Raw genomic sequence first — 20,881 nt, forward strand, 5'->3', positions numbered from 1 at the left:
GCCGCGATGGCCGTAAACGTCTTTGATAGTTTCCTAAAAGAGTTCGAACAGCCTATCACGGCATTTGTATCGACCTCAGTGTCTAATCTTGCCTCCTACATTGATGGCCCCCTCCGCACGGCCGTAATGCTCTATGTCATCCTGTACGGTTTCGCCGTAATGCGGGGCGCAATCTCTGAGCCAATCATGGAGTTTGCCTGGCGGGCGATGCGGATCGTAGTCGTGGTGCTGCTAGCGACCAACTCGAGTGCGTTCCAGCAATACGTCACCGGTCTGTTCTTTGATTCCTTGCCGAAGGAGATCGGCAACGCCTTGGCGGGCTCTGGACTGAATACCAACTCCGGAGCTCCATTCGATCAGCTTCTTTCCAAAGGAATCGACGTCGCCAACCGGATTTACGAACAAGCCGGTCTGACTAACATCGCGCCCGCACTGATTGCGGCCATTCTCCTGGTTTTTGTGGCGGTTGGGTCCTTCTTGCAGTTTGCCATCCTGCTCTATGCCAAGGTTGGTCTGGGCGTCGTGATCGCGCTGGGCCCGATCTTCATTGCGCTCGGCCTATTTGAGGCCACGCGCCCATTTACGGAAGCCTGGCTTCGGCAGGTCGCGAATTTCGTGATCCTGCTGGTGCTGGTGGTCGCTCTGGTCGGGTTGATGTTAACGACGGTCAGCGGCTTCATCGACAGGTTCGCGGCAAACGCCGGCTCGGCCGGCGAGATGGTGGTGGCCGCTGTCGCCATCAGCGCGGTGCTCGGCCTGTCCGGTTACATCTCGCTTCAACTGCCGGTCATCGCAGGCGGCCTCGCCGGGGGTGGTGCGTCGCTCGCAAGCCGGCTGGTCACAAGCCCCATGATCGCCAACGCCACGGCCGCAGCCAGCGGCGCTTATGCCGGCGCCCGTTGGTCGGCTAGCCGCGGTCTCGCCGCCGTAAGAGCGGGTCGGCAGGGCGGCAGTATGCGGCGCACGCGATCGCCGGGGACCACGGCGGCGTAGGCAATCATCGACGGCAACAGGCGACAGACAAACAGGGGCATCAGAACAATGTGGCGTCGACTATTCATCATCTGCGTCATCGCATTTCAGCTTGGCGGCTGCGCGATCTGGTCAAAGGCGCCGCCGTCATGTGACGGGCTGGCTCGCCGACCGCTCAATCGCTCGCTGTGGGATTGGGAGACAGGCACGCCGTTGGCCACGCCAGAGCCGCCAATTCCGCCATCGGCGCCAGCACCGGTCATCCGCAAAGGCGAGACCACCCCAGCAGCGCCCTCCAAGCAACTCGCCGCATCAGGCTACGAGGCCACCATCGCAGCCTCTTACCGCGCTTGCGGCAACGAGGCGTGAGATGGTCGGACATGATGACCTCAAAACCTATTTCGACAATGCGCGTCGATGGGAGCAGGATCTGCTGCTATCGGCCCATCGCTCGCGACGAACGGCATGGGTGATTGCCGCGGTTGCCTGCGCATTGGCGGTCGCCTCGCTCAGTGCGGTCACAGCGCTTGCGCCGCTCAAGACAGTCGAGCCGTTCGTGATCCGGGTCGACAATGCCACCGGCGTTGTGGACACCGTCTCCGCCCTCAGTTCGACGCCGGCGCGCTATGACGAAGCCGTCACCAAGTATTTCCTCGGACGCTACGTTCGCGCGCGTGAAGGTTACAGCTATCCGGAGGCCGAAACCAACTTCCGCACCATTTCGCTACTCTCGGGCCAGGGCGAACAGGCCCGTTTCGCGGCCTGGTATCGCGGCTCAAATCCCGAAAGCCCGCAAGTCGTTCAAGGGCGTTTCGGCGTCGCCACGGTGCGGATCAAGGCGATCTCGCTGCTGGCCGATAATGTCGCCTTGGTGCGCTTCATGAAAGAAAGCCGCAAGGGCGAGGAAACCCGCGTGACCCATTGGGTCTCGACCCTGACGTTCTCCTATGCCAATGCGCCAATGTCCTCCGCCGACCGTCTCATCAATCCGCTCGGCTTCCTGGTCTCGGAATATCGCGCCGATCCGGAGGTCGTGCCATGAAATCCTTCGCTCTCTTGATGACCTTTGCCCTCGGATTTGCCGAGCCGGTTCTGGCGCTGCAACAGCCCTCACCGGGCCAACATGATGCCCGGGTGCGCACGGTGACCTACGATCCCGCCAACGTGGTCCGGGTCAATGGCGTGATCCGGGCATCCACCCAGGTGTTGTTTGCCGATGATGAAGAGGTCGCGCACGTTGCGATCGGCGACGCGATCGCATGGGAGGTTGCACCGGCAGGCTCGATCCTTTTCCTCAAGCCGCGGGAAAAACATCCACCGACCAACCTCCAGGTCGTCACCACGCGCCCGGGATGGCCGCAAGCGGTCGTATCAGTTCGAGTTGTCGATCGCCGAGACAACGCTGGCGGACAGTTACTTCGTCGTCCGCTTCGTCTATCCCGGAGACGAGATCGAGCGTCGGCGCACTGAGGCGGCCGCCCGCGGCGCCGAACGGGAAGGCGCGCTGATCGAACAGACTTTTGACCTGCATCATGCGTACGGCGCGCGCAACTGGCGCTTTTCCGCGCAGGGCTCGATCGACCTCGAACCGGAAGCGGTTTTCGACGATGGCAAGGAGACCACGTTCCGCTTTGCAGGGAACCGCGAAATCCCCGCGATCTACCTGATCAATTCGGACGGCTCGGAAAGCCTGGTGCCGAAGGATGTCCGCGGCGAGCTCGTGGTGGTTCACGCCACAGCCCGGGCGTTTCGGCTGCGCAAAGGCAACGACGTGCTCTGTGTCTTCAACGAAGCGTTCGACCCGGTGGGGATTAACCCGGGAACTAACACCACTAGCCCCTCGATCGAGCGGCGGGCCAAGAAATCATCTCCAATTCCAAGACCACGATAGGTTAGCGCGATATGACCGAACATCAAGATGAGAGGATCGCCGGCGACCGTGGCATTACGCCTGTGGGAGGAGGGGACAACGCTCGCGCGACGATGCTCAAACGCGGCTTCGGAGCGCTGGCGCTCACCGCATTTGCCGCTCTGATCATTTGGGGCACCTGGAAAGGCGATAAGCCGGTCAGCGATTCCGCCCGCAGGCTGGTGATCCGCCAAGCGGCAGCGTTCGAGCCCATCCCGGAAGTACCTCCCGCACCGATCACCACGGCCTCAATCGGAGCCGCGCCGGTCGCAGCCGCGCCAGCCGCTGCCGCGCCTGCCTCCGACCAGCTTCTGGAGAGCGCCCGTCGCGCACCGGTGCTGGCCTATAACCGACCGAGTTCTGCGGGACGCGCCGCCCACGACAGCGTGACCGGAAGTGTCGTCACCGATCCCTATGGATTTGGCCAGGGCGAGCCGCGCAACGACCTTGCCGACAAGCTGAAGCCCACGCCGATCGAGGGCGTGCGCGCAGCGCGGCTTCCCAACCGCAATCTGCTCATCACCCAGGGCACCTCGATCCCGTGCGTGCTGGAGACGGGGATGTCCTCGGACGTGGCGGGTTTCGTCTCCTGCGTCGTGGTGCGCGACGTGATGTCGGATTCCGGCAACGTGGTGTTGATGGAAAAGGGCACACAAGTGGTTGGCGAATATCGTGGCAATGTGCGGCGCGGTTCAAAACGCCTGTTCGTGCTATGGACCCGCGCCAAGACACCGACCGGCGTCATTGCGGCATTGGCCTCGCCGGCCACCGATGCGCTGGGCCGCGCCGGCTTCGACGGCGACATCGACCCCCACTTCTTTGAGCGGTTCGGCTCGGCGCTCCTGCTATCGGTTGTCAATGATGCCTCCTCGATCGGGCGTCAGCAGCTGCAGGACAGCTCTATCCAGATCAACAACACCAGCGGGGCCACCAACAGCGCCGCGGCAATCGCCGTCGAGCAGTCCATCAACATTCCGCCAACGCTGAACAAGAACCAGGGCGAACTGGTCAATATCTTTGTTGCGCGCGATGTCGATTTCTCCTCGGTGTATCAATTGCGGCGGGTTGAGAGCCGAACGCAGATAATGGACCGCACCATCCCCGGGGGCCTCGTGGCCCCGGCCGTGGTGACAAAGTGAGCGCCATACACTCCATAGAAGGGGATGGCAGCCGGCTCGTGCTGGCGCGCTATCTGGAGCCGTTGGCTCCATTTCTGGCAGATAAGTCCCTGACCGAAATCGTCGTCAACCGACCCGGCGAGATTTTCGTGGAAGGTTCCGGCGGCTGGACCCGGCACGAAGCGCCAGCTCTGACGCATGCCTATCTTTCACACCTGGCGATCGCGGCCGCCGGCCACACCCGCCAGGATATTGGTCCGGAACACCCGGTGGTCTCGACCACCCTAATCGCCGAGGAGCGCTGTCAAATCGTCGTGCCGCCGGCTGTGCCAGCTGGCACGGTCAGTCTCACAATCCGCAAGCCGTCCGCTCTGACGATGACGCTGGACGCCTTTGAGCGGACAGAACTGTTCGAAGAGGTCCGTGGCGCCAATGACGATCTCACGGCCGACGAGCATCGACTTCTGGCTCTGAAAGAAGCCGGCGCCTGGCGCGATTTCCTCGAGCTTGCCGTATCAACTCGGCGCAACATTATCATTTCCGGGGCCACCGGTTCGGGAAAGACGACGCTATCGAAGGCACTGATCGCGGCGATACCGGCACAGGAGCGGCTCATCACCATCGAGGACACCGCTGAGCTTGTGATTCCTCATCAGAATTGCGTGCGGCTGCTCTATGCCAAGGACGGGCAGGGCCTCGCCAAAATTGGACCGCGCGGACTTCTCGAGTCCTGCCTGCGGATGCGGCCGGATCGTATATTGCTGCAGGAACTGCGCGACGGGACAGCGTTCTTCTATCTGAGAAATGTGAACTCCGGCCATCCGGGATCGATCACAACTGTTCACGCCGACAGCGCTCGGCTCGCCTTCGAGCAACTGACGTTGTTGGTCAAGGAAAGCGCGGAAGGCCGCGACCTGCACCGTGACGACATCCGCTCGCTCCTGCTGCTTCTCGTCGACGTCGTCATCCAGATGCAGAAGCGGGACGGCCGCTACCGCATTTCGGAAGTTTATTATGACCCCGCTCGCAAACGCGGCCAGATCAGTTAGGGCCGCGCAGGGCCTGGCGGTCGCGCTCGCGGCCTGCGCGCTGTTCCTGCTGGTCACCTCGAACGTGCTGCTGCTAGGGCTCAGGCAACACGACGGCGGCCTGCACTGGTCGGAGATCGCCACAGGCTGGCCCCGTTACGGCGCTGACCCACGTTTCGATCGCTGGCTCACCCTATCGACCCTCGCGGGCGTGGTCGTGGTCTTTGGTCTGCTCGGTGCACTCTTCCGACACCGTCCGCTCCCGCTTCACGGCAGCGCTCGTTTCGCTTCCGAGCGCGAGATCAAGGCCGCTGGCCTGCGATCCAAGGAGGGCGTGCTACTCGGCCGCAAGCATGGTGCGCTACTCTGCTTCGGCGGATCGGAACACGTCCTGGTCTACGCGCCGACCAGGGCCGGGAAGGGCGTCGGCTATGTCATTCCAAACCTGCTCAATTGGCCGGATTCAGTTGTCGTGCTGGATGTGAAGAAGGAAAACTGGGATCGCTCGGCGGGGTTTCGCGCAGCCCACGGGCAGGAAGTCTATCTATTCGATCCGCTCGAGGAGAATGGACGCACTGCGCGCTACAATCCGCTTGGCTATGTGCGCAGCGATCCCGCGGACCTCTATGACGATCTACAGCGCATCGCGGTGATGCTGTTTCCGGCCGAGAGCCGCGGCGATCCGTTCTGGTTCGAGGCGGCCCGTTCGGCCTTTGTTGCGATTGGTGGCTATGTCGCGGAAACGCCGGGATTGCCCTTGACCATTGGGGAGATCCTGCACCAGCTGTCCGCGGCCCACGACCTCAAGGCACATTTCGAGAAAATCATCGCCGTTCGCAGGTCCGGCCCTTCGCCACTGTCACGACATTGCATCACGGCGCTGAACGACTTCCTCGCGGCTTCCGAGAACACCATGAACTCGGTGCGCAAGACCGTCACGGCGAGGCTCGGGCTCTGGCTCAACCCTCGCATCGATGCGGCGACATCGACCAACGATTTCGACTTGCGGCTACTGCGGCAACGGCCGATGTCGATCTATCTTGGCGTAACGCCTGACAATCTCGACCGCATGGCACCGCTCCTCAATCTGTTCTTTCAGCAAGTGGTCGATCTCAACACCCGCGAGCTGCCGGAACAGAACTCAAAACTCAATCGGAAGGTGCTGCTGTTGCTCGATGAATTTCCGGCTCTAGGCAATGTCAGTGTGCTCGCAAAATCCGTGGCGTTCATTGCCGGTTACGGCATTCGGCTGCTCACCGTGGTTCAGAGCCCGGCCCAACTCCGCGCGATCTATGGGATCGACGCCGCCCGTAACTTCATGACCAACCATGCCGTCGAGGTCGTCTTCGCCCCAAAGGAACAGGACGTCGCAAATGAGCTCTCGGAGCGCATGGGTTACGAGACTGTGAAGGCGCGTAGCCGCAGCGGACCTAAAGGGCTGGCAATGCGCTCGACCAGCGAGACGATCTCAGAACATCGGCGCGCCCTGATGCTGCCGCAAGAGCTGAAGCTTCTTCCAAAATCCAAGACTTTCATCCTGGGCACTGGAGTTCCGCCGATCGTGGCCGACAAGATCGTCTATTACGAAGACAGGGCGTTCCTGACACGACTGCTGCCGGCGCCCGTCCCGGAGATGCCCAGAGGCCGCTCGATCGCTCTGCTTGACGCCGAGATCAAGGAGCTTCGTTCCGAGGTCGCTGAACTCCGGGCGGTATTTCGATCGCGGCCGATGACGGATGACGAGGTGGCCGATCCCTCCACAATTCCTGCCAATGCCAGTTTTGATTTCGGAGACGTAGCGGTGGATCTTGAAGGGCTCTCCGAGGAGGACATGAAAGCTTGGACCCTGAACTACCTCGACGCCCAAGCCATCCCGGCGGCGCGACGGGCAAGCCGCAAGCAGAACGGACGACAGCATGAACGGCACGCGTGAGGGGAGCGAGGAGTACAGCCTCCGGCGGCAGGATAGCCCGGGCCGCGATCCTGAAAAGCCGGGAGAGACTTCGTCAGCGAAGTCAGCGCCGACCGACAAGTCGTCCTCTGCGACAGTTGATCAAAATGCACTCCCCGATCGTATCCGTCGCAAATATTACGTGGTCGCCAATCAGTCTGAAAAGGACGGGTTAGCCGGGGAGGCGCGGCTTTACGCCGACGAGCACGGCGAGTATCTCGCCTTCAAGGTCACCGAGGATCTTCTGGTCACGCGTCTGGCCGCAGCCGAGGTAATCCGCGACATGGTCGCCGTAGCGCAACATCGGAAATGGGAGTCTCTCCAAGTCCGCGGTTCGGCGGAATTCCGGCGCGAGGCCTGGCTGGAAGCAGGCGCGCGAGGGCTGGAAGTTCGGGGTTATCAGCCAACCGAGCTTGACCGGCAGACGCTTGCGGATCCGCGAGAAATTTGGGACCGGACCCGTTCAGACACGCCCGGAATCCGCTCGGCTACCGAGAAACGTGAGCGCGCGTTGAGGTTTGACTACGATAAAGGCGTACCGGGACGTCTCGTGGAGGTCGGTCAGGCGCCCTATCAGAATCGCAGGGACGCCGAGGCTTCGACTTATGTTGCTCTCGAGCTCGACAATGGACGGCAGCATCAGGTATGGGGGGTTGGTCTTGAAAAGGCAACGGCCGATAGCAAAGCACGACCAGGCGATCGCGTTCAGGTACGCAGGGACGGCGTCGAACAGGTCACAAAGGAGATCACAGTGGTCGATGCCGCCAACGGGCAGACGCGCGTTGAGCGACGACAGGTGCCGCGTAACCGCTGGCGAGTGACGGCAGAAACGTTTCGCGCAGCAGATCGACGGGCGGTGGCGCGCGACCCCGATCTGGTGGCAGCGCAGTCGCAGATGGTTAAGATCGAGAAGGTGCTAGAACGCGCGTTTCCGAACGACGAGCGGGCACGCCAGAGTATCATCGAAGCGGCGAGGGAGCACATTGCCCGACACCTTGAAAAAGGGCGCTCGTTTGCCCGGGCCACAGTCGTAGAGCCCATTCGAGATCGTCGACCATCAGAAGGAGATAAGGAGCTCCGTATAGGCCAGAGCGGCGAACGTAGGAGAATGCAAGAGCGTGACCGTTGATGCGCGGGGTCACACAATCAACCCGCCGGCGCCGTCAGAGTTGAGTTCTGTTGGCAACTCCGCCGCGGGGCGACGGCCCTCTCGGTGGATCGCCCAGAGCATAATCCTTGGGTCGGGGTTCGAGTCCCTCTCCCGCTACCAAAACCCTTCAGTTGCAATAGTTTACACGCTTATTCCAGGGATCCTCTGAGGCGATGGTGTCCGTAGCAAATCCGTAGCAGACGTTCGGCTCCGCCCCCGTTCCGACAGCGTCGCTCTCTGTTCGTATCCTTGCGCTTGGCCATCCGCCGCCCGCGCAGGGAATCCATCCGATGCCTTCGCGTAGACGTCGGCGAGTTCCTGCCCGAGCATTCCGTTAGCGACGATCAGCGCGCGTACCGGGTCGACCGGGGCTCGGCCGCACGCTTCGATGACGTGGCGGACCGCCGCCTCCAGTTCGGCTGCCTCGTCGGGTGATTGCTGCTCGACGGGCGCGGCCATGCGAATGATTCCTCTTGCGGTGACGGGTCGATTTTGTTCTCTATAGGTTCTCAAGGAACGCTGGGATTGCCGCGGGTATCGGCGATGTGAACCGGTCGTCACGAGGAGGACGGCTGCTGGCCGGATCTCAGGTGAGCCGCCGCAACTGGCTCAGAGACGGCCAGCGCGCATCGAACTCCGTGTCGTCGGGGCCCGCGCGCCACGCCTCGATGCGGGCGAGTCATTCCTGCTCGCAGTTCTGCCAGCACACCCCGTAGTAGCGGTGCTCCTCATCGGTCAAGATCGCGCCGCATCCTGCGACGGTGTCATGCCCTGTGCAGATGAACTGCGTCATCACATGGCCCCCTCAAGAGCCCGCGCCTCGCGCGGAATACCTCACCGTCGATGACGATCATGTCACGATCTGGCGGCCCGGGCATTCGAGCGTCGGCGGACCATCCCGCGTGAGGAGGGTTCATGAGGTCTGGCCAAGGAACGATCACATAGTCCAACGAGCTGAGACACCGCGCGTAGCGCTGCGGCCATCCGGCATCCTCCTCGCCAGCATCCTTGGCGGCGTACAGTAGGCGTCGCACTTCCTGCAGCGCCACTCAGGCAGCCGCCGTGGCCGGCGTAGCTTGATGTCTCGTCGGCATCTTCGTGCTCGCAGAGGGAGTCTTCGGCCATTGTCAGATACTGTAGCGTTCAAGCGTCAGCAGGCGGAAGGGCACCGGCTCGAACGGGACATCCAACCCCCGTGGCGGCCCTTCGTAGGGAAACATGTCCGGCAATCCGTCATCGACGTTGTTCGTCACGGTGTCGATCTCCGGCGCGGGCGGCCGCGTCATGAAGGTGCTGTCAAACAGGCGGCGGTCGGCGGGCATCAGAAGTCCCGACTCGGGAGCTTCGGCAGAACGGGCTTTAGCGAAGCGCGGCAGACTAATCCTCGCCGCATGTTCTGCAAATTCAAAACGGAAAATGAGCGCTCGCTCGAAACTCTTCGCGCGTTGTGAAGCTAAGCCTTCAGGCTGCGCTATCGCAGCGTACGTGAGGCTCACGACGACGTGCGATGGCCGCCTTGCTGCAAATTCGTTACGGTTGAGCGCGTGTAACGGGAAGCTAAGCTTGGTTCCCTGCCGTTAGACGTCGATCCCGTCTACCGGAATCCGGTCTCAGCGAAGCGCAGGACGTTCTGCGGAAGCTGCGCTGTCGGCTCGTCGATGCCGCTAACCGTACGGACGAGGAATCGTAGTCCTGCAGCGAGCCGATTAAGCCGAGCTCGAGGACGGATGCTATCAACAAATGATCTCTTGACCCTCTCCGCGGCCGAGATCTCTGACGCAATGTCCTGCGCGTCTGCAATTTCTTGTCTTCGTATCGGATAACAAGCGACATTCTACATACGGTTTTCGTTTTGCGGCGATCGCGTATGCTTGGCACCCGCTGTTCAGGCGAGCCCTGTCCCGCAGTCATCAGCCAAAACAAGGGCTTGGAGCTTATGCTAGTATCCGGCTCTCTTGGAAAGTTTCACGCCGACAGTACGTCCTGCCAATCAGTTCGGCCTGTGGTTCTCGTCCTTGCAGGGCAGTGGCTCAGCGGCCTCACGTGGCTTTAGGAACACTTCGATGCCAACCTGAACGTGTAACGAAGAAGCGTAGCCCCTCCTCTGGGCGGAAGAAAAAGGTCGGTCGAGTCGGTCAAGAAGCCGCCGGAGCACTAAGCTCTGTTCCGGGTATGGCATCGGGCGACTTTTTCTTGCCCAGGCGAGCAGCGCCCCGGTTCGCCACGGGATTGCCGCCGTCGCGACACCGCGAAGTCGAGCTGCCAGAGCGCTTCGGCAGCGAGCAACGATGCTAGGGCAATTGACTAGGGTCTGTTGGGATTCAGGATTCTCATCGGGGCTTGGTTGTGATTCAAGCTTGGGATGGACCGATTCGTTTTGACTGACGCCCAATGGGCGAAGATGGAGCCGCATTGTCTTGGCAAGCCAGGAGATCCGGGCCGCAGCGGCAAGGACAACCGACTGTTTGTCGAGGCCGTTCTGTGGATCGCCCGAACCGGCAGTCCCTGGCGGGATCTGCCGGCGATGTTCGGCCACTGGAATAGCACATTCACGCGCTTTCGCGACTGGGTGAAGGCGGATGTCTGGAAGCGGCTGTTCGAGGCCATCTCCGACGATCCCGACATGGAATACGCCATGGTCGACGCCACCATCGTCAAGGTCCACCGCCACGGTCAGGGCGCAAAAGGGGGACGCAAAGCCAGGCGATCGGCCGCTCGAAAGGCGGCATGACCACCAAAATTCTGGCGCTCACCGATGCGCTCGGCAATCTCGTGCGCTTCGTGCTCCTGCCGGGACAGCGTTTCGATACGGTGGGCGTGCCGCCACTCATCGAGGGATTGGCCTTCAACGCGCTGATCGCTGATAAGGCCTTCGATAGCAACGCCATCATCGCCGAACTCGAAGCGCGTGGCGCCAAAGTCGTCATCTCCCAGCATCCGCGCCGTGCACAGCCTCTCGCCATCGACAAGGAGATGTACAAATGGCGGCATCTCATCGAGAACTTCTTCGGCAAGCTCAAGGAATTCAAGCGCATCGCAATGCGCGCCGACAAGACCGACCAGAGCTTCACTTCAATGATCTATCTGGCCGCGGCCGCGATAAACTCCAGATGAATCCCAACAGACCCTAGGCAATCGGCGGATTCAAGCGGTCGTCGCAACACCGAATGTGTTCCACTCATGACAGCAACTCGTCAAGCGCGTCTGCTGGTGTTTTCCAACCCCAAAGTTTTTCTCGGTCGAGCATTGAGGGCCGCGGCCACGGCGGCGATGTAGTCGGCGTTGTGGACGCTCAGGTCGGTGCCTTTCGGGAAGTACTGACGCAGCAGCCGATTGGTGTTCTCGTTGGTGCCACGCTGCCAGGGGCTTTTGCGGATCGCAGAAGTAGACTTGGACACCCGCGTCGATCTTGAGACGATCGTGCTGAGCCATTTCGGCTCCCTGATCCCAGGTCAGCGAACGACGCATCTCTTCGGGCAAGGTGATGATGGTGCGCGTAATCGCGTCGCGCACGGCTTCAGCTCCGTGTCCCGCGAGAGCAGGGCCATTCTTCATGCGTGGAGCTTCGCCATGCCCCGCAAGCCGGGGAAGATGCAGCAACATCGTGAAGCGTGTTGTCCGCTCAACCAGCGTGCCGATCGCCGAGCTGCCAAGACCAAGGATGAGGTCTCCCTCCCAGTGGCCCGGCACCGCGCGATCGGCCGCTTCGGCGGGGCGTTGACTGATCATGATCTCCGGCGAGACAAAGCTCTTGCCTCGCCTGCGTACGCGCGCCCTGGGGACCCGCAATACGCGCCCCGTTCGCAAGCAGGCCGACAGTTCGCGGCGTAGCGCTCCCCGACCCTGAACGAAGAGAGCTTGATAGATGGCTTCGTGGCTGATGCGCATCGTCTTGTCGTCCGGGAAGTCGATCGGCAAGCGTCGGGCAATCTGCTCCGGGCTCCAAGCCCTGGCCCATCGCCGATCCTTTCGCGGGCCATGCCGGCGGCCCTTCCACGGAACGGCGGGATCAGGAACGGCAGCGCCACTCGGGGTCATGACCACGCCGGCCAGTCGCTGCTCCAGATAAGTGCGCAACGTTGTGTTGAGCGCAAGCTTAGTCGGTTTGGGCCGACGGGCCGATCGCTCGGCGTGCCATTGGGCTGTCGATGCACGATACTCCAGGCCGCCGCTGCGCGTCGCGGCATTGCGTCGTAGCTCACGGGAGATGGTCGAGGCGGATCGGCCAAGTCGGCGTCCGATCTCGCGTCTCGAAAGGCCCTGAACGCGAAGAAGTGCGATCTCCTCACGTTCCGCAAACGAGAGGTACCGCCCGGACCGCGGCTGGGTTGAAGATCTGAACATCGCTGGTGCCATGCCGCCTGCCTGTCGGAACAATCTGGTTCCGACAGGCTGCGACATACCAGCCGCTAATGCAGCATCCTCGCTGGTCATTCCCTGCACGATCCCCAACCAGAATCGCTGGAGTTCAGATCGCCCCGCTACCGGCGGCCGTCCCGGTGACGCCAACGGTGCTCGTCCAGAACGGTGTGATCGTCGCTTTCGAATGCCCATCGCAACCTCCTTCGTTCAGGTGTTGCGACGACCGCTTGAATCCGCCTTGAATGCCGCGATCGGAATGATGGATCAGGCCGGCGCCGGGCCTTTGTCCCTTGATCGCCATTCGCAGCGCGGTGAGCGGCAATTCGGCGCGCAGATGGTCATCCATCGCCCACCCCACGATACGGCGGCTATACAGATCCATGATGGCCGCCAGGTACAACCATCCCTGGCCGGTCCAAATATAGGTAATGTCGGCGAGCCAGACCTGATTGCGCATGGCGGCCGAGAAGTTCCGGCCGAGCAAGTTGGGCGCGATCGAAAAGCCATGCCCGCTATCAGTGGTGCGGCAGCGTCGCGGCCCGGCCGAGATGGCTCGAACGCCATGGTCGCGCATCTGCCGCTCGATTCGGCCACGGCTTGCGTGGTGGCCCTGGGCCTTGAGTTCGACATGAATGCGCGGGCTGCCATAGCGGCCATGACTGTCGCGATGAACCCGCTTGATGCTCTCCAGCAGCTCTCGATTGGCCGCAGCCCGGGGGCTTTCGGGGCGCGACCGCCAAGCATAGTAGCCCGCGGGCGAGACGCCGAGCACACGGCACATGATCTTAACCGGATAGTGCGCGCGGCGATCTTCGATGAAGCGGAATCTCATGTCCGGGGTCCAGCAAAGATCGCGATCGACTTCCTAAGAAACAGCCGGATTGGCATCCGTCGGAATGGCCTGCAACACGAAGCCCAGAGATTTGGCCCGGCGCTGAAGGTTGGCGAGAACGCAGCTGCGATATTGTTGCTCATATTGGTGGGCACCTGGATCCCTGTAGCTCATGCCGTGCCGGAGGGTGTTGTAAAATAGAACCGCAATCTTGCGGGCGGTCGCTGTCACCGCCTTTGACTTACCCGCACGTAAGGACAGGCGGCGATAGAATGCTCCGAGCGCCGTATCGCTTCGCCCCACCGTGGTGGCCGCCAACCGCAACAGTGCGGCAGCCCGGCTGGAAGATCTCCGGGTGCGCGAAGAAAGCACTTTGCCGCCGGAGATTTTGTTGCCCGGTGCAAGGCAGAGCCAGGACGTGAAGTGCTTAGCGCTCGGCCATGCCCTGAAAACCGTGCCGCACTCGCCGATAAGCTTCAATGCGAGCGACGGACCCAGTCCATGGATCTCAGTCAGATCGACGCCGAGCACGCCGTACAGCGCGGTCCTGACGTCAAAGGTGGGCGTGTTGATCTGTTTGGTCTTGATGCGCGGCTTGGATAGCTTCCCGACCGGCTTTGCCCCTTTATTTCCTAGCGCGGCGATCAGGAGTTCGAGCTTGCGGTCACAGTCCAGCATCTTCGCCTGGTAGACGTCGTAGAGTTCTAGCGATTGACTCAAGGCGAAGACATGTTCGTGCCGGTCATTGCCTACCAGTGCCGCGCGAATGGTCTCGGTGGATGAATGGCATCGCACGTCCCGATAGGTTGCCAAAACATCAGGATTGCGCTCGCCTGCAACAATGGCCCGGATAATCCGCATGCCAGTGGCGCCCGTGATGTCCGAGACGACATGATGGAGCTGCAGGTTCATCTCCATCAAGGCCTTTTGCATATGCTGGATATGGGCGGCGGCATATTCCACAAGCCGCTCGCGCTGCCGCAAATAGGCCCGCAGTGTTGCGATCTCGGCATCGGGTCGGAAGCTGCCTCGTAGCAGTCCATAGGAATGAAGCTGGCGTAACCACGCGGCATCGCTGACGTCGGTCTTGCGTCCGGGCACGTTCTTGGCGTACCGGGCGTCGACCAGAATAACCTCAAATCCACGCTGCTCCAGGATTTCATAGGCTGGGATCCAATAGACCCCGGTGGATTCCATCGCGACACTGGTCACGCCGCATGCGCTAAACCAATCCGCCAGATCATGGAGATCTTGTGTAAATGTGCCGAACGCGCGCACGGGAATGTCAGTGCAGTCCGGGTTCACCGCAGCCATGTGCATCTTTGATCCGATGTCGATGGCGGCCGCGCTGACGTTGACTGGCTTCAATTCCGGCCGGTCACCGGTCGTCCTCTGGGGCATCGCAAATCCTCCATTCACTCATGAGCGGAAGGGTCTGGGTTATGCAATCGTCATCTTCCTATTCGGGATCGCAGCCGAAGCGGCGTCACCACTCTCAAGTCCGCATGCACCCATGGACCACGTTTTTTAACGGGGACAGTGCCTCCAATAAGCTGACGGCCGCTACCCTCCCAGCCGCAGAGGATAACACAGTGCTGTTTCTACCCCGCACAGGCGCGCAACGGCCCTGGACAGTTCTTTAAAATGTCGCGCTCCATGCGCAGCTGTTCGTTTTCCCGCTGCAGACGCGCAATCACGTCAGCCTGGTCCGCCGACGGCAGCGCCGCCTGCGATGTGGGAGCCTCGGCGCTGCCGCCGGCTCTCACCGCGCCCCGCTCCGCAACCCATCGGCTCAGCACGGAACCGTCAAGCCCGAGATCCTTCGAGACCGACTTCGCCGAGCGGCCGCTCGACAAAACCAGATCAACTGCCTGCCGCTTGTACTCGTCCGAATAGGAACGTCGCTGCCGTTTCGCCATCTGGCACCTCTCGCCGTCTAAGCTACAGGTGTCCACCAATTTAGAGGAGGCTCAGGACCGATTAGCCGAGCTGATATTGGTGACGTTCTCGTACCAGCCGCACTCTCCTTGTGGTAAAAGCGCCGCGCCCCGCGTGTGCTCCTGCCAAGGAAAGTTCGGCTTTCATCCCGCTGGTCGACCTCCTTCAATCCGGAGAGTCGGGAATTGCCAAGAACCGAAACGAAAAGTAACGTCACGTCCTGCGAGAAAGTTAAGGGGTGGCAGTGGTGAAAGCCACGCGCTGGCGAACGGCGCAAGTTCAACATTCGCGAGGGATTTCGCGCTTTCAATCGAATAGATCGCGTCCCGGGCGACCCGCTCCCTGGCGCCTTTCATCCAGACCTGAAGAATGCCAACTTGATCGACCGCGGAAGCGGCGTTGGTGAGCTTTCCCAAAAAATCGGCAACCTGCGTCGACTCTTCTTGAATTCGCAACGAGCAATGCCAGTATATGTCGAACAGGCGCTTCCATACTTCGGTCTGCATTCCGATGGCTCTCTTTGTAACGTTATTAAGGCGTCCTGCCGCAAGGCCGACGTGATCTTTGGTGTTGGCTTCTTTCGTGCTCACATCTCCGCGTCCTTGCTGCATTGCCGAGAGTTATTCTTCTTCTACCTAGACCGAGAGCTGCTCGATGAAGCCGTGAAAACGGAGGCTGGCGCTTTGTATTTGAGCCTGGTCCCAACGGTCCACTCCTTCTCTCCCAGCCATCCGAGTGACCAGTTGGCGCTTCGAACTGCTTTATTCCGTCAAGCGGGCCGCCTGGCAGTTTCAAACGTTCGAGCATCTTGATCCCGTGCCAGCCATATGCCTATCACGAATGCGACAGAATGAGGTCTGCGAGGATGGGCAAAGGTTTCGTAGTTTCCGCTGGTGTACATTGCGCGTTCCCTCCGATTGGTCGGCGGTTGATGTCATGCAAATAGGTCCTCCAACGCAGGCCATTTATGCGGGACGCCGATCGTCAAGCCACCATCGAGGACTATCTCAGCACCTGTCATGTAGCTGGAGTCGTCGCTAAGTAGGAATGCGACCGCCCCGAGACACCTCCAGCGGATCGGCTGCCCGTCCCATTGGAATTGGAAAGAGAGCGGCATCCAAGCTCTCACTCATGCCCGTGCTGACCAGACCAGGATGGACTGAGTTGACACGGACTCCGGAGGCGGCGCCCTCGAGCGCGGCAGACTTGGTGACTCCCCGCACGCCGAAATTGGAGGCGACATAAGCATGAAGGCCCGGGCTCCCTAGCAGCCCCTCGACCGATGAGACGTTGACAATCGACCCCCCGCCCGCGCGCCGGATTGCTGGCAGGGCGGCTTGAATTCCGAGGAATACGCCAGTTAAACTAACTGCTAAGGTCCTGTTCCATTGATCGAGTGGAAACTGCTCGATTGGAGCCATGCTGGCGATTCCCGCATTGTTGACGAGCCCATGCAAGCTGCCGAAGGTGGCTTCTGCTGCCGCGATCACCGTCGCCCACGATTTCGGCTCGCTAACATCCTGGTGGACGTAGATGGCGGCATCGCCCAGTTCGGAATGCGAGAGCCTCACCGTATTCATCAAGGATATCGGTGACCACGACCTGAGCGCCCTCCGAAACGAGCAAACGGGCATGGGCTGCTCCCATCCCGCGCGCCGCACCAGTCACCAGAATGACTTTTTCGTTTACACGTCCCATGACACAGTCCTCGCTGAAGCGATCAATCAGTTTAAAGCGCTTGTACAGAGGGCGCTGCGCATCGGGCTGGCCTTGGAGAGCTGTGAAACGCGACGCGCATATTCGCGACTTGGCGGATAAGGGTGATTCGCCGGCACTAAGCTGGCGGTAGCGGAGAGATGGCTTCGGGGGGTCTCTCGCAACATGGGATGTCTTTGCCACGTTCTACTGCTCTTCAGTTCTTACCATGGCCCGGCGCCGCCCGCGATCGTGCGACAAACAACAAGCAATGTGCGTGCCAGGAGCAGGCAGGTTGCCTGAATGACTCTGGCCAGTAATTCTCGCGAGTCACAGCGATCAAGTCGGTCATCGTGTGAGATTTGCGACGTTATGGCTCCAACCGAACGTTGGTGAGAGGGGGCACCAAGCAGAACAGTCGTGCTTGATTCCATACACTTCGATATGCGGCAATCACAGTCTTTTAAGTAGTAGGACCGGTCGTCATTGTGAGCGCCAATACCAACATGGCTCTTCTAGCAAGGCTCTCGGACTGCGCACAAACAATCTGAAGGGCCGTGGCGGTACGCTTACGTTACAGCGACAATAGTGGCTTCGAGTTGCGCAACATTACTGCGAACGTTAACAGCGCGATTGTCGCGTTCGAACTCCAATGTCCAAAACGTGACGCTGCGTCCGCACCTAGTCCACAGCTTCTGCGCGGAACCGCTCGACCCATTTGGCGACGGTCTTCGGTGTCGTGTTGAACAGGTCAGCCGCGTCGACTTGGCTCAGCCCACCTTCCACCACGCTTCGCACCATCGCCTCTCGACCTTTAGGCATCAAAGCCGCATTCTTGTGGACGTTCATCTGGTCTCTCCTTGGTACACTGAAGCTTCGCAACCTCAGCTTCCTCGGTTCAGACCAGATGGACAATCTCCTGAAAGACCGCACCTAGGGCCTGGAGAACCTCAATGTTTCAGTGGCATGCCGCTTGCTCCATTCGGGGCTCCGTACGCGATGCTAGCGCGCAGGCGCTCGGTTATGGATGGGGAAGCGCACAGCGGGGTATCTTGATGCGATCTGGACTTCTTTTCTTGGGAGCCACCACAATTGCCCTCGTCGCAAGTGCGAGCAATTCGGCAGACCTTGAGCTAGCAGTGCAGCTGCCACAGGCTGTATGGAGCTGGCCCCGAGAATATATTGGCGGGCACCTCGGCGGTTCTTACGGTCGTACGTCCTTCACTGATCTCCACGGCCTGCCAGTCTATGGCGACCTCGTCGATACCCCAGTTTTCCTTGTAGGTGGGCAGATCGGCTACAGGTGGCAGAAGAATAGCTTTATATTTGGCCGACTTGGAGGCCAGCGGTGCTGTCTCCGACGGCACAAATACCTGCCTCGTCGCCTGCGGAAATGTTGTGAGTGCGATTGCAAGACAGGTCCCGACGTCTTCGCCACTGGGACCGGACGGCGCGTATGTCCCGATCTCGCTCTTGAGCAACCGTATCTGAACTGCAGAGGACAATAGAGCGATCGAGTAGCTCCACGGCTCAATATCGAAAGTAGCAACTACAAGCGTGCAACAACGGGGAGCAAAGTCATGACTCTTTTTCAGACCAACGCGATTGCGTGGTCCAAATGGACAAGTCAGTTTCAGGCTCGGATGCCGAACACCGCGCCGACCATCTTCCAGGCCAACACTGTGATGGCGTCGCTGGATTGCCGGACCGGGTGGTCTGGACTGAACCTCTATCGCGGTATGTTGGCCGGCGACCGTCTTCCCACCTTCACCCGGGCAAATTCCGGTGCGAACGGCGACACGGGTATGACGCTCTCCGACGATTTTGAGCAGTATCTGCTGCAACTGAACGTCGAGATGCGGAAGAAGGCCCCTGGTACCGACCGGGCTGACGCTGCGCGGAAGTTGACGAAGTACAACCGCGCCCTCGATGCCGGCGAGCAGGCGAGGGGACGGTCCTCATCGAGCGCAAACCAAATATCACCGGCCTCGGCCTTCTTGAACTCGCTGAAGGAGTTGAACGGCACCAAGCAGCGATTTTCGGTCCCCAGCCATCGCGTCCAGTGCTTGCTCTTCACGTGGCGGATGTTTGTCGTGCCGCCGTCCGGCTCCATTCTGAGCAGTTCCTTGAAATCGACCGTCTTGCCCTTCGCCTGCAGCTTCTCTGCTCGTTTCTTGGTGGCGTCCATCATTGCCTTTGATGACCATGGCATTCCCCATCGCGCTGTCGCGAGCTCGCGGCCCTCGGCTCCGTTGCGCACAATCGGTGCCTTGTAGTCCGGAAACACGCCGGGCATCGGCGCCAGATTGCCGACGTATCGGTTTACGACGCGAAACAGCGCGCTGATCGCGGCCTGGTTGGTCGTGATCGAATAAGATTGCACATCAGTCAAGCTTCGGTTCGAGGGTGGCGAGGTTGCCAGGTCAATTGTAGCAGAGTCGCGGATGGACGCTGGCCCGCCTTGGTGCACTTGCGACGATGTAGCCGGCTGGCGAGATCGTGCACGAAGGTGGTTGGCGGATGTTTCATAGCCGCAAGGTCGACGTCGCTTGGGCGCGTGCACCTGATCTCGAGCCAGGGAAAGCCCCCATTTACAGCCTGATCGATGGTGGGCGACGGATCGATAGGTTCACGGCCATCCGCGGAAACGTGGACAGCGGTGAGTGGGCCCACCAATATCGCGACAGGAAACTCGTGCGCCTGGCGGGAAAGTCCATCTACATTCTGCACGACCTGTAGACGCTGCAGAGCGCGGCTTCGGTGCCGAGGAAATCGCTGCCCGTTTCGGCGTGACGCCGCATGTGGTGCGGCAGCGCCTGCGGTGGGCGCGGTCTCTCCGAAACTGATGCAGGTCTATCGCGAGGGCGATCTGGCCCTTGAGCAATTGACGGCCTTTGCCATTACCGATGATCACGCCCGGCAGGAAGGTGTTTATGAGCGGCTGTCCTATAACCGGGATGCCAGCGCCATCCGTCGCATGCTCACCGAAACCCATGTGGCCGCAACCGACCGCCGCGCGCGCTTTGTCGGTATCGAAGCGTACACCGAAGCAGGCGGCTCGATCCTTCGGGACCTCTTCACCGAGGATCGCGGCGGCTATCTGGAAGACGTGGCGCTGCTTGATTTGCTGGTCACGGCAAAGCTTGGTCGCGAAGCAGATGCAGTTCGGGCTCTCGCCCTTGATCGCGAAGGGTCAACGCAACAGACGGTCCGGGTGATCGACTGCGATATCCACCCTTCGATGACGGCGCGACCGAGGTTCATCATTTCTCGCCAGGCAATGGATCGAGCATTTGATGGTTTAGGGCAGCCATTTAAGACACGCGTTTTCGGAGGCCCTGAGCCATCCACGGATGTCGCCGGATGCGGCGCGCGTCGATGCTCATCCCGATGAGGGCGGTCCTTCCGGGTCCAGTCTCGCCATGATGCGTAGCCAGCATCTCGATCCCAATGGCGTCGAGCGCGGTATGCTGATTCCGCTGCGGTGGAACCCCGGCACTCAAAGGAATCTGGATCTGGGCGTGGCCCTGACGCAAGCAATGAATTCTTGGCAGATCGAGCGGTGGGTGAAGCCCGAACCGCGGCTGCGGCATCTGTTCTGATAGCGTAGGAAGACACGGCCGGATCCGTCGCAGAAATCGACGCTCGTGCCCCGGACCGAAACTTCACGCAGATCCTGGCGCTGCCGCGGACCGACGAGCCCTTTGGGCGACGCCGTTACTGGCCAATCTTCGAGGCCGCTGTGCGCAACAAATTCCCGATTGCCATTCATGTCGGCGGGTCCATGGATGGGAATTCGACATTCGGACCGGAAAATCCTGGTGCGATCCCAAACGAACCAAGGTGCGAAGCTTTGATCTGAAAGTGGAGGCTCGCGGCTTATTAATCGAAAGGCGAGCCTCAGGCTGAGACCTTTCCGGTTTCGA

General features: G+C 60.8%; 20 protein-coding genes and 5 pseudogenes. 12 read left to right on the forward strand and 13 right to left on the reverse strand.

The window, feature by feature from the left end:
* Nucleotides 1-6: 6 nt before the first annotated feature.
* The 8 genes and pseudogenes from ACVWYI_RS38315 (at nucleotide 7) to ACVWYI_RS38350 (ending at nucleotide 8,107) form a co-directional block, all read left to right on the forward strand.
* A complete protein-coding gene (locus ACVWYI_RS38315) occupies nucleotides 7-993 on the forward strand; it encodes a type IV secretion system protein (RefSeq protein ID WP_456664766.1) in 987 nt (328 codons plus the stop codon).
* Nucleotides 994-1,041: 48 nt separating this feature from the next.
* Nucleotides 1,042-1,341 (forward strand): type IV secretion pathway protein, encoded by a 300-nt coding sequence (locus ACVWYI_RS38320; RefSeq protein WP_456664767.1) that lies wholly within the window; start codon nucleotides 1,042-1,044, stop codon nucleotides 1,339-1,341.
* A gap of 1 nt (nucleotide 1,342) precedes the next feature.
* The gene (locus tag ACVWYI_RS38325; RefSeq protein WP_456664768.1) at nucleotides 1,343-2,014 is read left to right on the forward strand and encodes a virB8 family protein; all 672 of its coding nucleotides are present in this window, start codon (nucleotides 1,343-1,345) and stop codon (nucleotides 2,012-2,014) included.
* Nucleotides 2,011-2,863 (forward strand): annotated as a pseudogene (virB9, locus tag ACVWYI_RS38330) (P-type conjugative transfer protein VirB9). Before ACVWYI_RS38325 ends, virB9 begins: the two are co-directional and overlap by 4 nt.
* 11 nt (nucleotides 2,864-2,874) lie before the next feature.
* On the forward strand, nucleotides 2,875-4,020 hold the full coding sequence (gene virB10, locus ACVWYI_RS38335; RefSeq protein ID WP_456664769.1) for a type IV secretion system protein VirB10: 1,146 nt from the start codon (nucleotides 2,875-2,877) through the stop codon (nucleotides 4,018-4,020).
* A complete protein-coding gene (gene virB11, locus ACVWYI_RS38340) occupies nucleotides 4,017-5,048 on the forward strand; it encodes a P-type DNA transfer ATPase VirB11 (protein ID WP_456664770.1) in 1,032 nt (343 codons plus the stop codon). The genes virB10 and virB11 overlap by 4 nt, the downstream gene beginning before the upstream one ends.
* Nucleotides 5,014-6,960 (forward strand): type IV secretory system conjugative DNA transfer family protein, encoded by a 1,947-nt coding sequence (locus ACVWYI_RS38345; RefSeq protein WP_456664771.1) that lies wholly within the window; start codon nucleotides 5,014-5,016, stop codon nucleotides 6,958-6,960. Before virB11 ends, ACVWYI_RS38345 begins: the two co-directional genes overlap by 35 nt.
* Nucleotides 6,944-8,107 carry an LPD7 domain-containing protein gene (locus ACVWYI_RS38350; protein ID WP_456664772.1) on the forward strand — a complete coding sequence of 388 codons (1,164 nt, stop codon included), beginning with the start codon at nucleotides 6,944-6,946 and terminating at the stop codon, nucleotides 8,105-8,107. The genes ACVWYI_RS38345 and ACVWYI_RS38350 overlap by 17 nt, the downstream gene beginning before the upstream one ends.
* Nucleotides 8,108-9,255: 1,148 nt before the next feature.
* On the opposite strand, the gene ACVWYI_RS38355 is transcribed toward ACVWYI_RS38350, so the two are convergent.
* Entirely contained in the window at nucleotides 9,256-9,624 is a 369-nt protein-coding gene (locus ACVWYI_RS38355; RefSeq protein WP_456664773.1) for a hypothetical protein, read from the reverse strand.
* Between the two features lie 866 nt (nucleotides 9,625-10,490).
* On the opposite strand from ACVWYI_RS38355, the gene ACVWYI_RS38360 reads away from it, so the two are divergent.
* Nucleotides 10,491-11,242, forward strand: a protein-coding gene (locus ACVWYI_RS38360) for an IS5 family transposase (RefSeq protein ID WP_247772603.1) whose coding sequence is annotated in 2 segments (ribosomal slippage) — nucleotides 10,491-10,821 and nucleotides 10,821-11,242 — 753 coding nt in all. Because the reading frame shifts where the segments join, the coding sequence is not laid out codon by codon here.
* Between the two features lie 30 nt (nucleotides 11,243-11,272).
* Here ACVWYI_RS38360 and ACVWYI_RS38365 read toward each other — a convergent pair.
* The 12 genes and pseudogenes from ACVWYI_RS38365 to ACVWYI_RS38420 form a co-directional block, all read right to left on the reverse strand.
* A pseudogene (locus ACVWYI_RS38365) lies at nucleotides 11,273-12,682 on the reverse strand (IS30 family transposase).
* Nucleotides 12,597-13,322 (reverse strand): IS3 family transposase, encoded by a 726-nt coding sequence (locus ACVWYI_RS38370; protein WP_456664774.1) that lies wholly within the window; start codon nucleotides 13,320-13,322, stop codon nucleotides 12,597-12,599. The pseudogene ACVWYI_RS38365 and the gene ACVWYI_RS38370 overlap by 86 nt, the downstream one beginning before the upstream one ends.
* Nucleotides 13,323-13,355: 33 nt before the next feature.
* Complete coding sequence (locus ACVWYI_RS38375) at nucleotides 13,356-14,723, reverse strand: IS110 family RNA-guided transposase (RefSeq protein ID WP_456664775.1); 1,368 nt, start codon at nucleotides 14,721-14,723, stop codon at nucleotides 13,356-13,358.
* Nucleotides 14,724-14,923: 200 nt separating this feature from the next.
* Nucleotides 14,924-15,241, reverse strand: coding sequence for a transposase (locus ACVWYI_RS38380; protein ID WP_456664776.1), 318 nt, complete (start codon nucleotides 15,239-15,241; stop codon nucleotides 14,924-14,926).
* A 162-nt stretch (nucleotides 15,242-15,403) separates the two neighbouring features.
* On the reverse strand, nucleotides 15,404-15,850 hold the full coding sequence (locus ACVWYI_RS38385; RefSeq protein ID WP_456664777.1) for a hypothetical protein: 447 nt from the start codon (nucleotides 15,848-15,850) through the stop codon (nucleotides 15,404-15,406).
* 344 nt (nucleotides 15,851-16,194) lie between these two features.
* Nucleotides 16,195-16,377 carry an SDR family oxidoreductase gene (locus tag ACVWYI_RS38390; protein ID WP_456664778.1) on the reverse strand — a complete coding sequence of 61 codons (183 nt, stop codon included), beginning with the start codon at nucleotides 16,375-16,377 and terminating at the stop codon, nucleotides 16,195-16,197.
* Nucleotides 16,298-16,840: an SDR family NAD(P)-dependent oxidoreductase gene (locus ACVWYI_RS38395; RefSeq protein WP_456664779.1), complete on the reverse strand. Its 543-nt coding sequence runs from the start codon at nucleotides 16,838-16,840 to the stop codon at nucleotides 16,298-16,300. Before ACVWYI_RS38395 ends, ACVWYI_RS38390 begins: the two co-directional genes overlap by 80 nt.
* A complete protein-coding gene (locus ACVWYI_RS38400) occupies nucleotides 16,773-16,958 on the reverse strand; it encodes an SDR family NAD(P)-dependent oxidoreductase (protein WP_456664834.1) in 186 nt (61 codons plus the stop codon). Before ACVWYI_RS38400 ends, ACVWYI_RS38395 begins: the two co-directional genes overlap by 68 nt.
* Nucleotides 16,959-17,636: 678 nt before the next feature.
* The gene (locus tag ACVWYI_RS38405) at nucleotides 17,637-17,804 is read right to left on the reverse strand and encodes a helix-turn-helix domain-containing protein (protein WP_456664780.1); all 168 of its coding nucleotides are present in this window, start codon (nucleotides 17,802-17,804) and stop codon (nucleotides 17,637-17,639) included.
* Nucleotides 17,805-18,088: 284 nt separating this feature from the next.
* Nucleotides 18,089-18,436: a hypothetical protein gene (locus ACVWYI_RS38410; RefSeq protein ID WP_456664781.1), complete on the reverse strand. Its 348-nt coding sequence runs from the start codon at nucleotides 18,434-18,436 to the stop codon at nucleotides 18,089-18,091.
* Nucleotides 18,437-18,894: 458 nt separating this feature from the next.
* Nucleotides 18,895-19,340 (reverse strand): annotated as a pseudogene (locus ACVWYI_RS38415) (SOS response-associated peptidase); the annotation flags it as partial.
* Nucleotides 19,341-19,343: 3 nt separating this feature from the next.
* Nucleotides 19,344-19,598: pseudogene (locus ACVWYI_RS38420) on the reverse strand (hypothetical protein); the annotation flags it as partial.
* 146 nt (nucleotides 19,599-19,744) lie between these two features.
* On the opposite strand from ACVWYI_RS38420, the pseudogene ACVWYI_RS38425 reads away from it, so the two are divergent.
* From ACVWYI_RS38425 to ACVWYI_RS38435, 3 genes and pseudogenes are all read left to right on the forward strand, one after another.
* Nucleotides 19,745-20,124: pseudogene (locus tag ACVWYI_RS38425) on the forward strand (chromosome partitioning protein ParB); the annotation flags it as partial.
* Nucleotides 20,125-20,308: 184 nt separating this feature from the next.
* Nucleotides 20,309-20,557 (forward strand): hypothetical protein, encoded by a 249-nt coding sequence (locus ACVWYI_RS38430; protein WP_456664782.1) that lies wholly within the window; start codon nucleotides 20,309-20,311, stop codon nucleotides 20,555-20,557.
* Nucleotides 20,558-20,631: 74 nt separating this feature from the next.
* Nucleotides 20,632-20,817, forward strand: a complete 186-nt coding sequence (locus ACVWYI_RS38435; RefSeq protein ID WP_456664835.1) for a hypothetical protein — start codon at nucleotides 20,632-20,634, stop codon at nucleotides 20,815-20,817.
* The last annotated feature ends 64 nt before the right edge of the window (nucleotides 20,818-20,881 follow it).

This window comes from Bradyrhizobium sp. LB13.1 (assembly GCF_054056815.1).

Excerpts from the sequence above, each read along its gene's own strand:
- ACVWYI_RS38395 (WP_456664779.1), bottom strand. The coding sequence starts at position 16,840 with ATGAATACGGTGAGGCTCTCGCATTCCGAACTGGGCGATGCCGCCATC.
- ACVWYI_RS38345 (WP_456664771.1), top strand. The coding sequence starts at position 5,014 with ATGACCCCGCTCGCAAACGCGGCCAGATCAGTTAGGGCCGCGCAGGGC.
- ACVWYI_RS38405 (WP_456664780.1), bottom strand. The coding sequence starts at position 17,804 with ATGAACGTCCACAAGAATGCGGCTTTGATGCCTAAAGGTCGAGAGGCG.
- ACVWYI_RS38320 (WP_456664767.1), top strand. The coding sequence starts at position 1,042 with ATGTGGCGTCGACTATTCATCATCTGCGTCATCGCATTTCAGCTTGGC.
- ACVWYI_RS38400 (WP_456664834.1), bottom strand. The coding sequence starts at position 16,958 with ATGGGACGTGTAAACGAAAAAGTCATTCTGGTGACTGGTGCGGCGCGC.
- ACVWYI_RS38430 (WP_456664782.1), top strand. The coding sequence starts at position 20,309 with ATGTCGCCGGATGCGGCGCGCGTCGATGCTCATCCCGATGAGGGCGGT.
- ACVWYI_RS38325 (WP_456664768.1), top strand. The coding sequence starts at position 1,343 with ATGGTCGGACATGATGACCTCAAAACCTATTTCGACAATGCGCGTCGA.
- ACVWYI_RS38315 (WP_456664766.1), top strand. The coding sequence starts at position 7 with ATGGCCGTAAACGTCTTTGATAGTTTCCTAAAAGAGTTCGAACAGCCT.
- ACVWYI_RS38380 (WP_456664776.1), bottom strand. The coding sequence starts at position 15,241 with ATGGCGAAACGGCAGCGACGTTCCTATTCGGACGAGTACAAGCGGCAG.
- ACVWYI_RS38375 (WP_456664775.1), bottom strand. The coding sequence starts at position 14,723 with ATGCCCCAGAGGACGACCGGTGACCGGCCGGAATTGAAGCCAGTCAAC.
- ACVWYI_RS38350 (WP_456664772.1), top strand. The coding sequence starts at position 6,944 with ATGAACGGCACGCGTGAGGGGAGCGAGGAGTACAGCCTCCGGCGGCAG.
- virB10 (WP_456664769.1), top strand. The coding sequence starts at position 2,875 with ATGACCGAACATCAAGATGAGAGGATCGCCGGCGACCGTGGCATTACG.
- ACVWYI_RS38390 (WP_456664778.1), bottom strand. The coding sequence starts at position 16,377 with ATGCCGCTCTCTTTCCAATTCCAATGGGACGGGCAGCCGATCCGCTGG.
- ACVWYI_RS38370 (WP_456664774.1), bottom strand. The coding sequence starts at position 13,322 with ATGAGATTCCGCTTCATCGAAGATCGCCGCGCGCACTATCCGGTTAAG.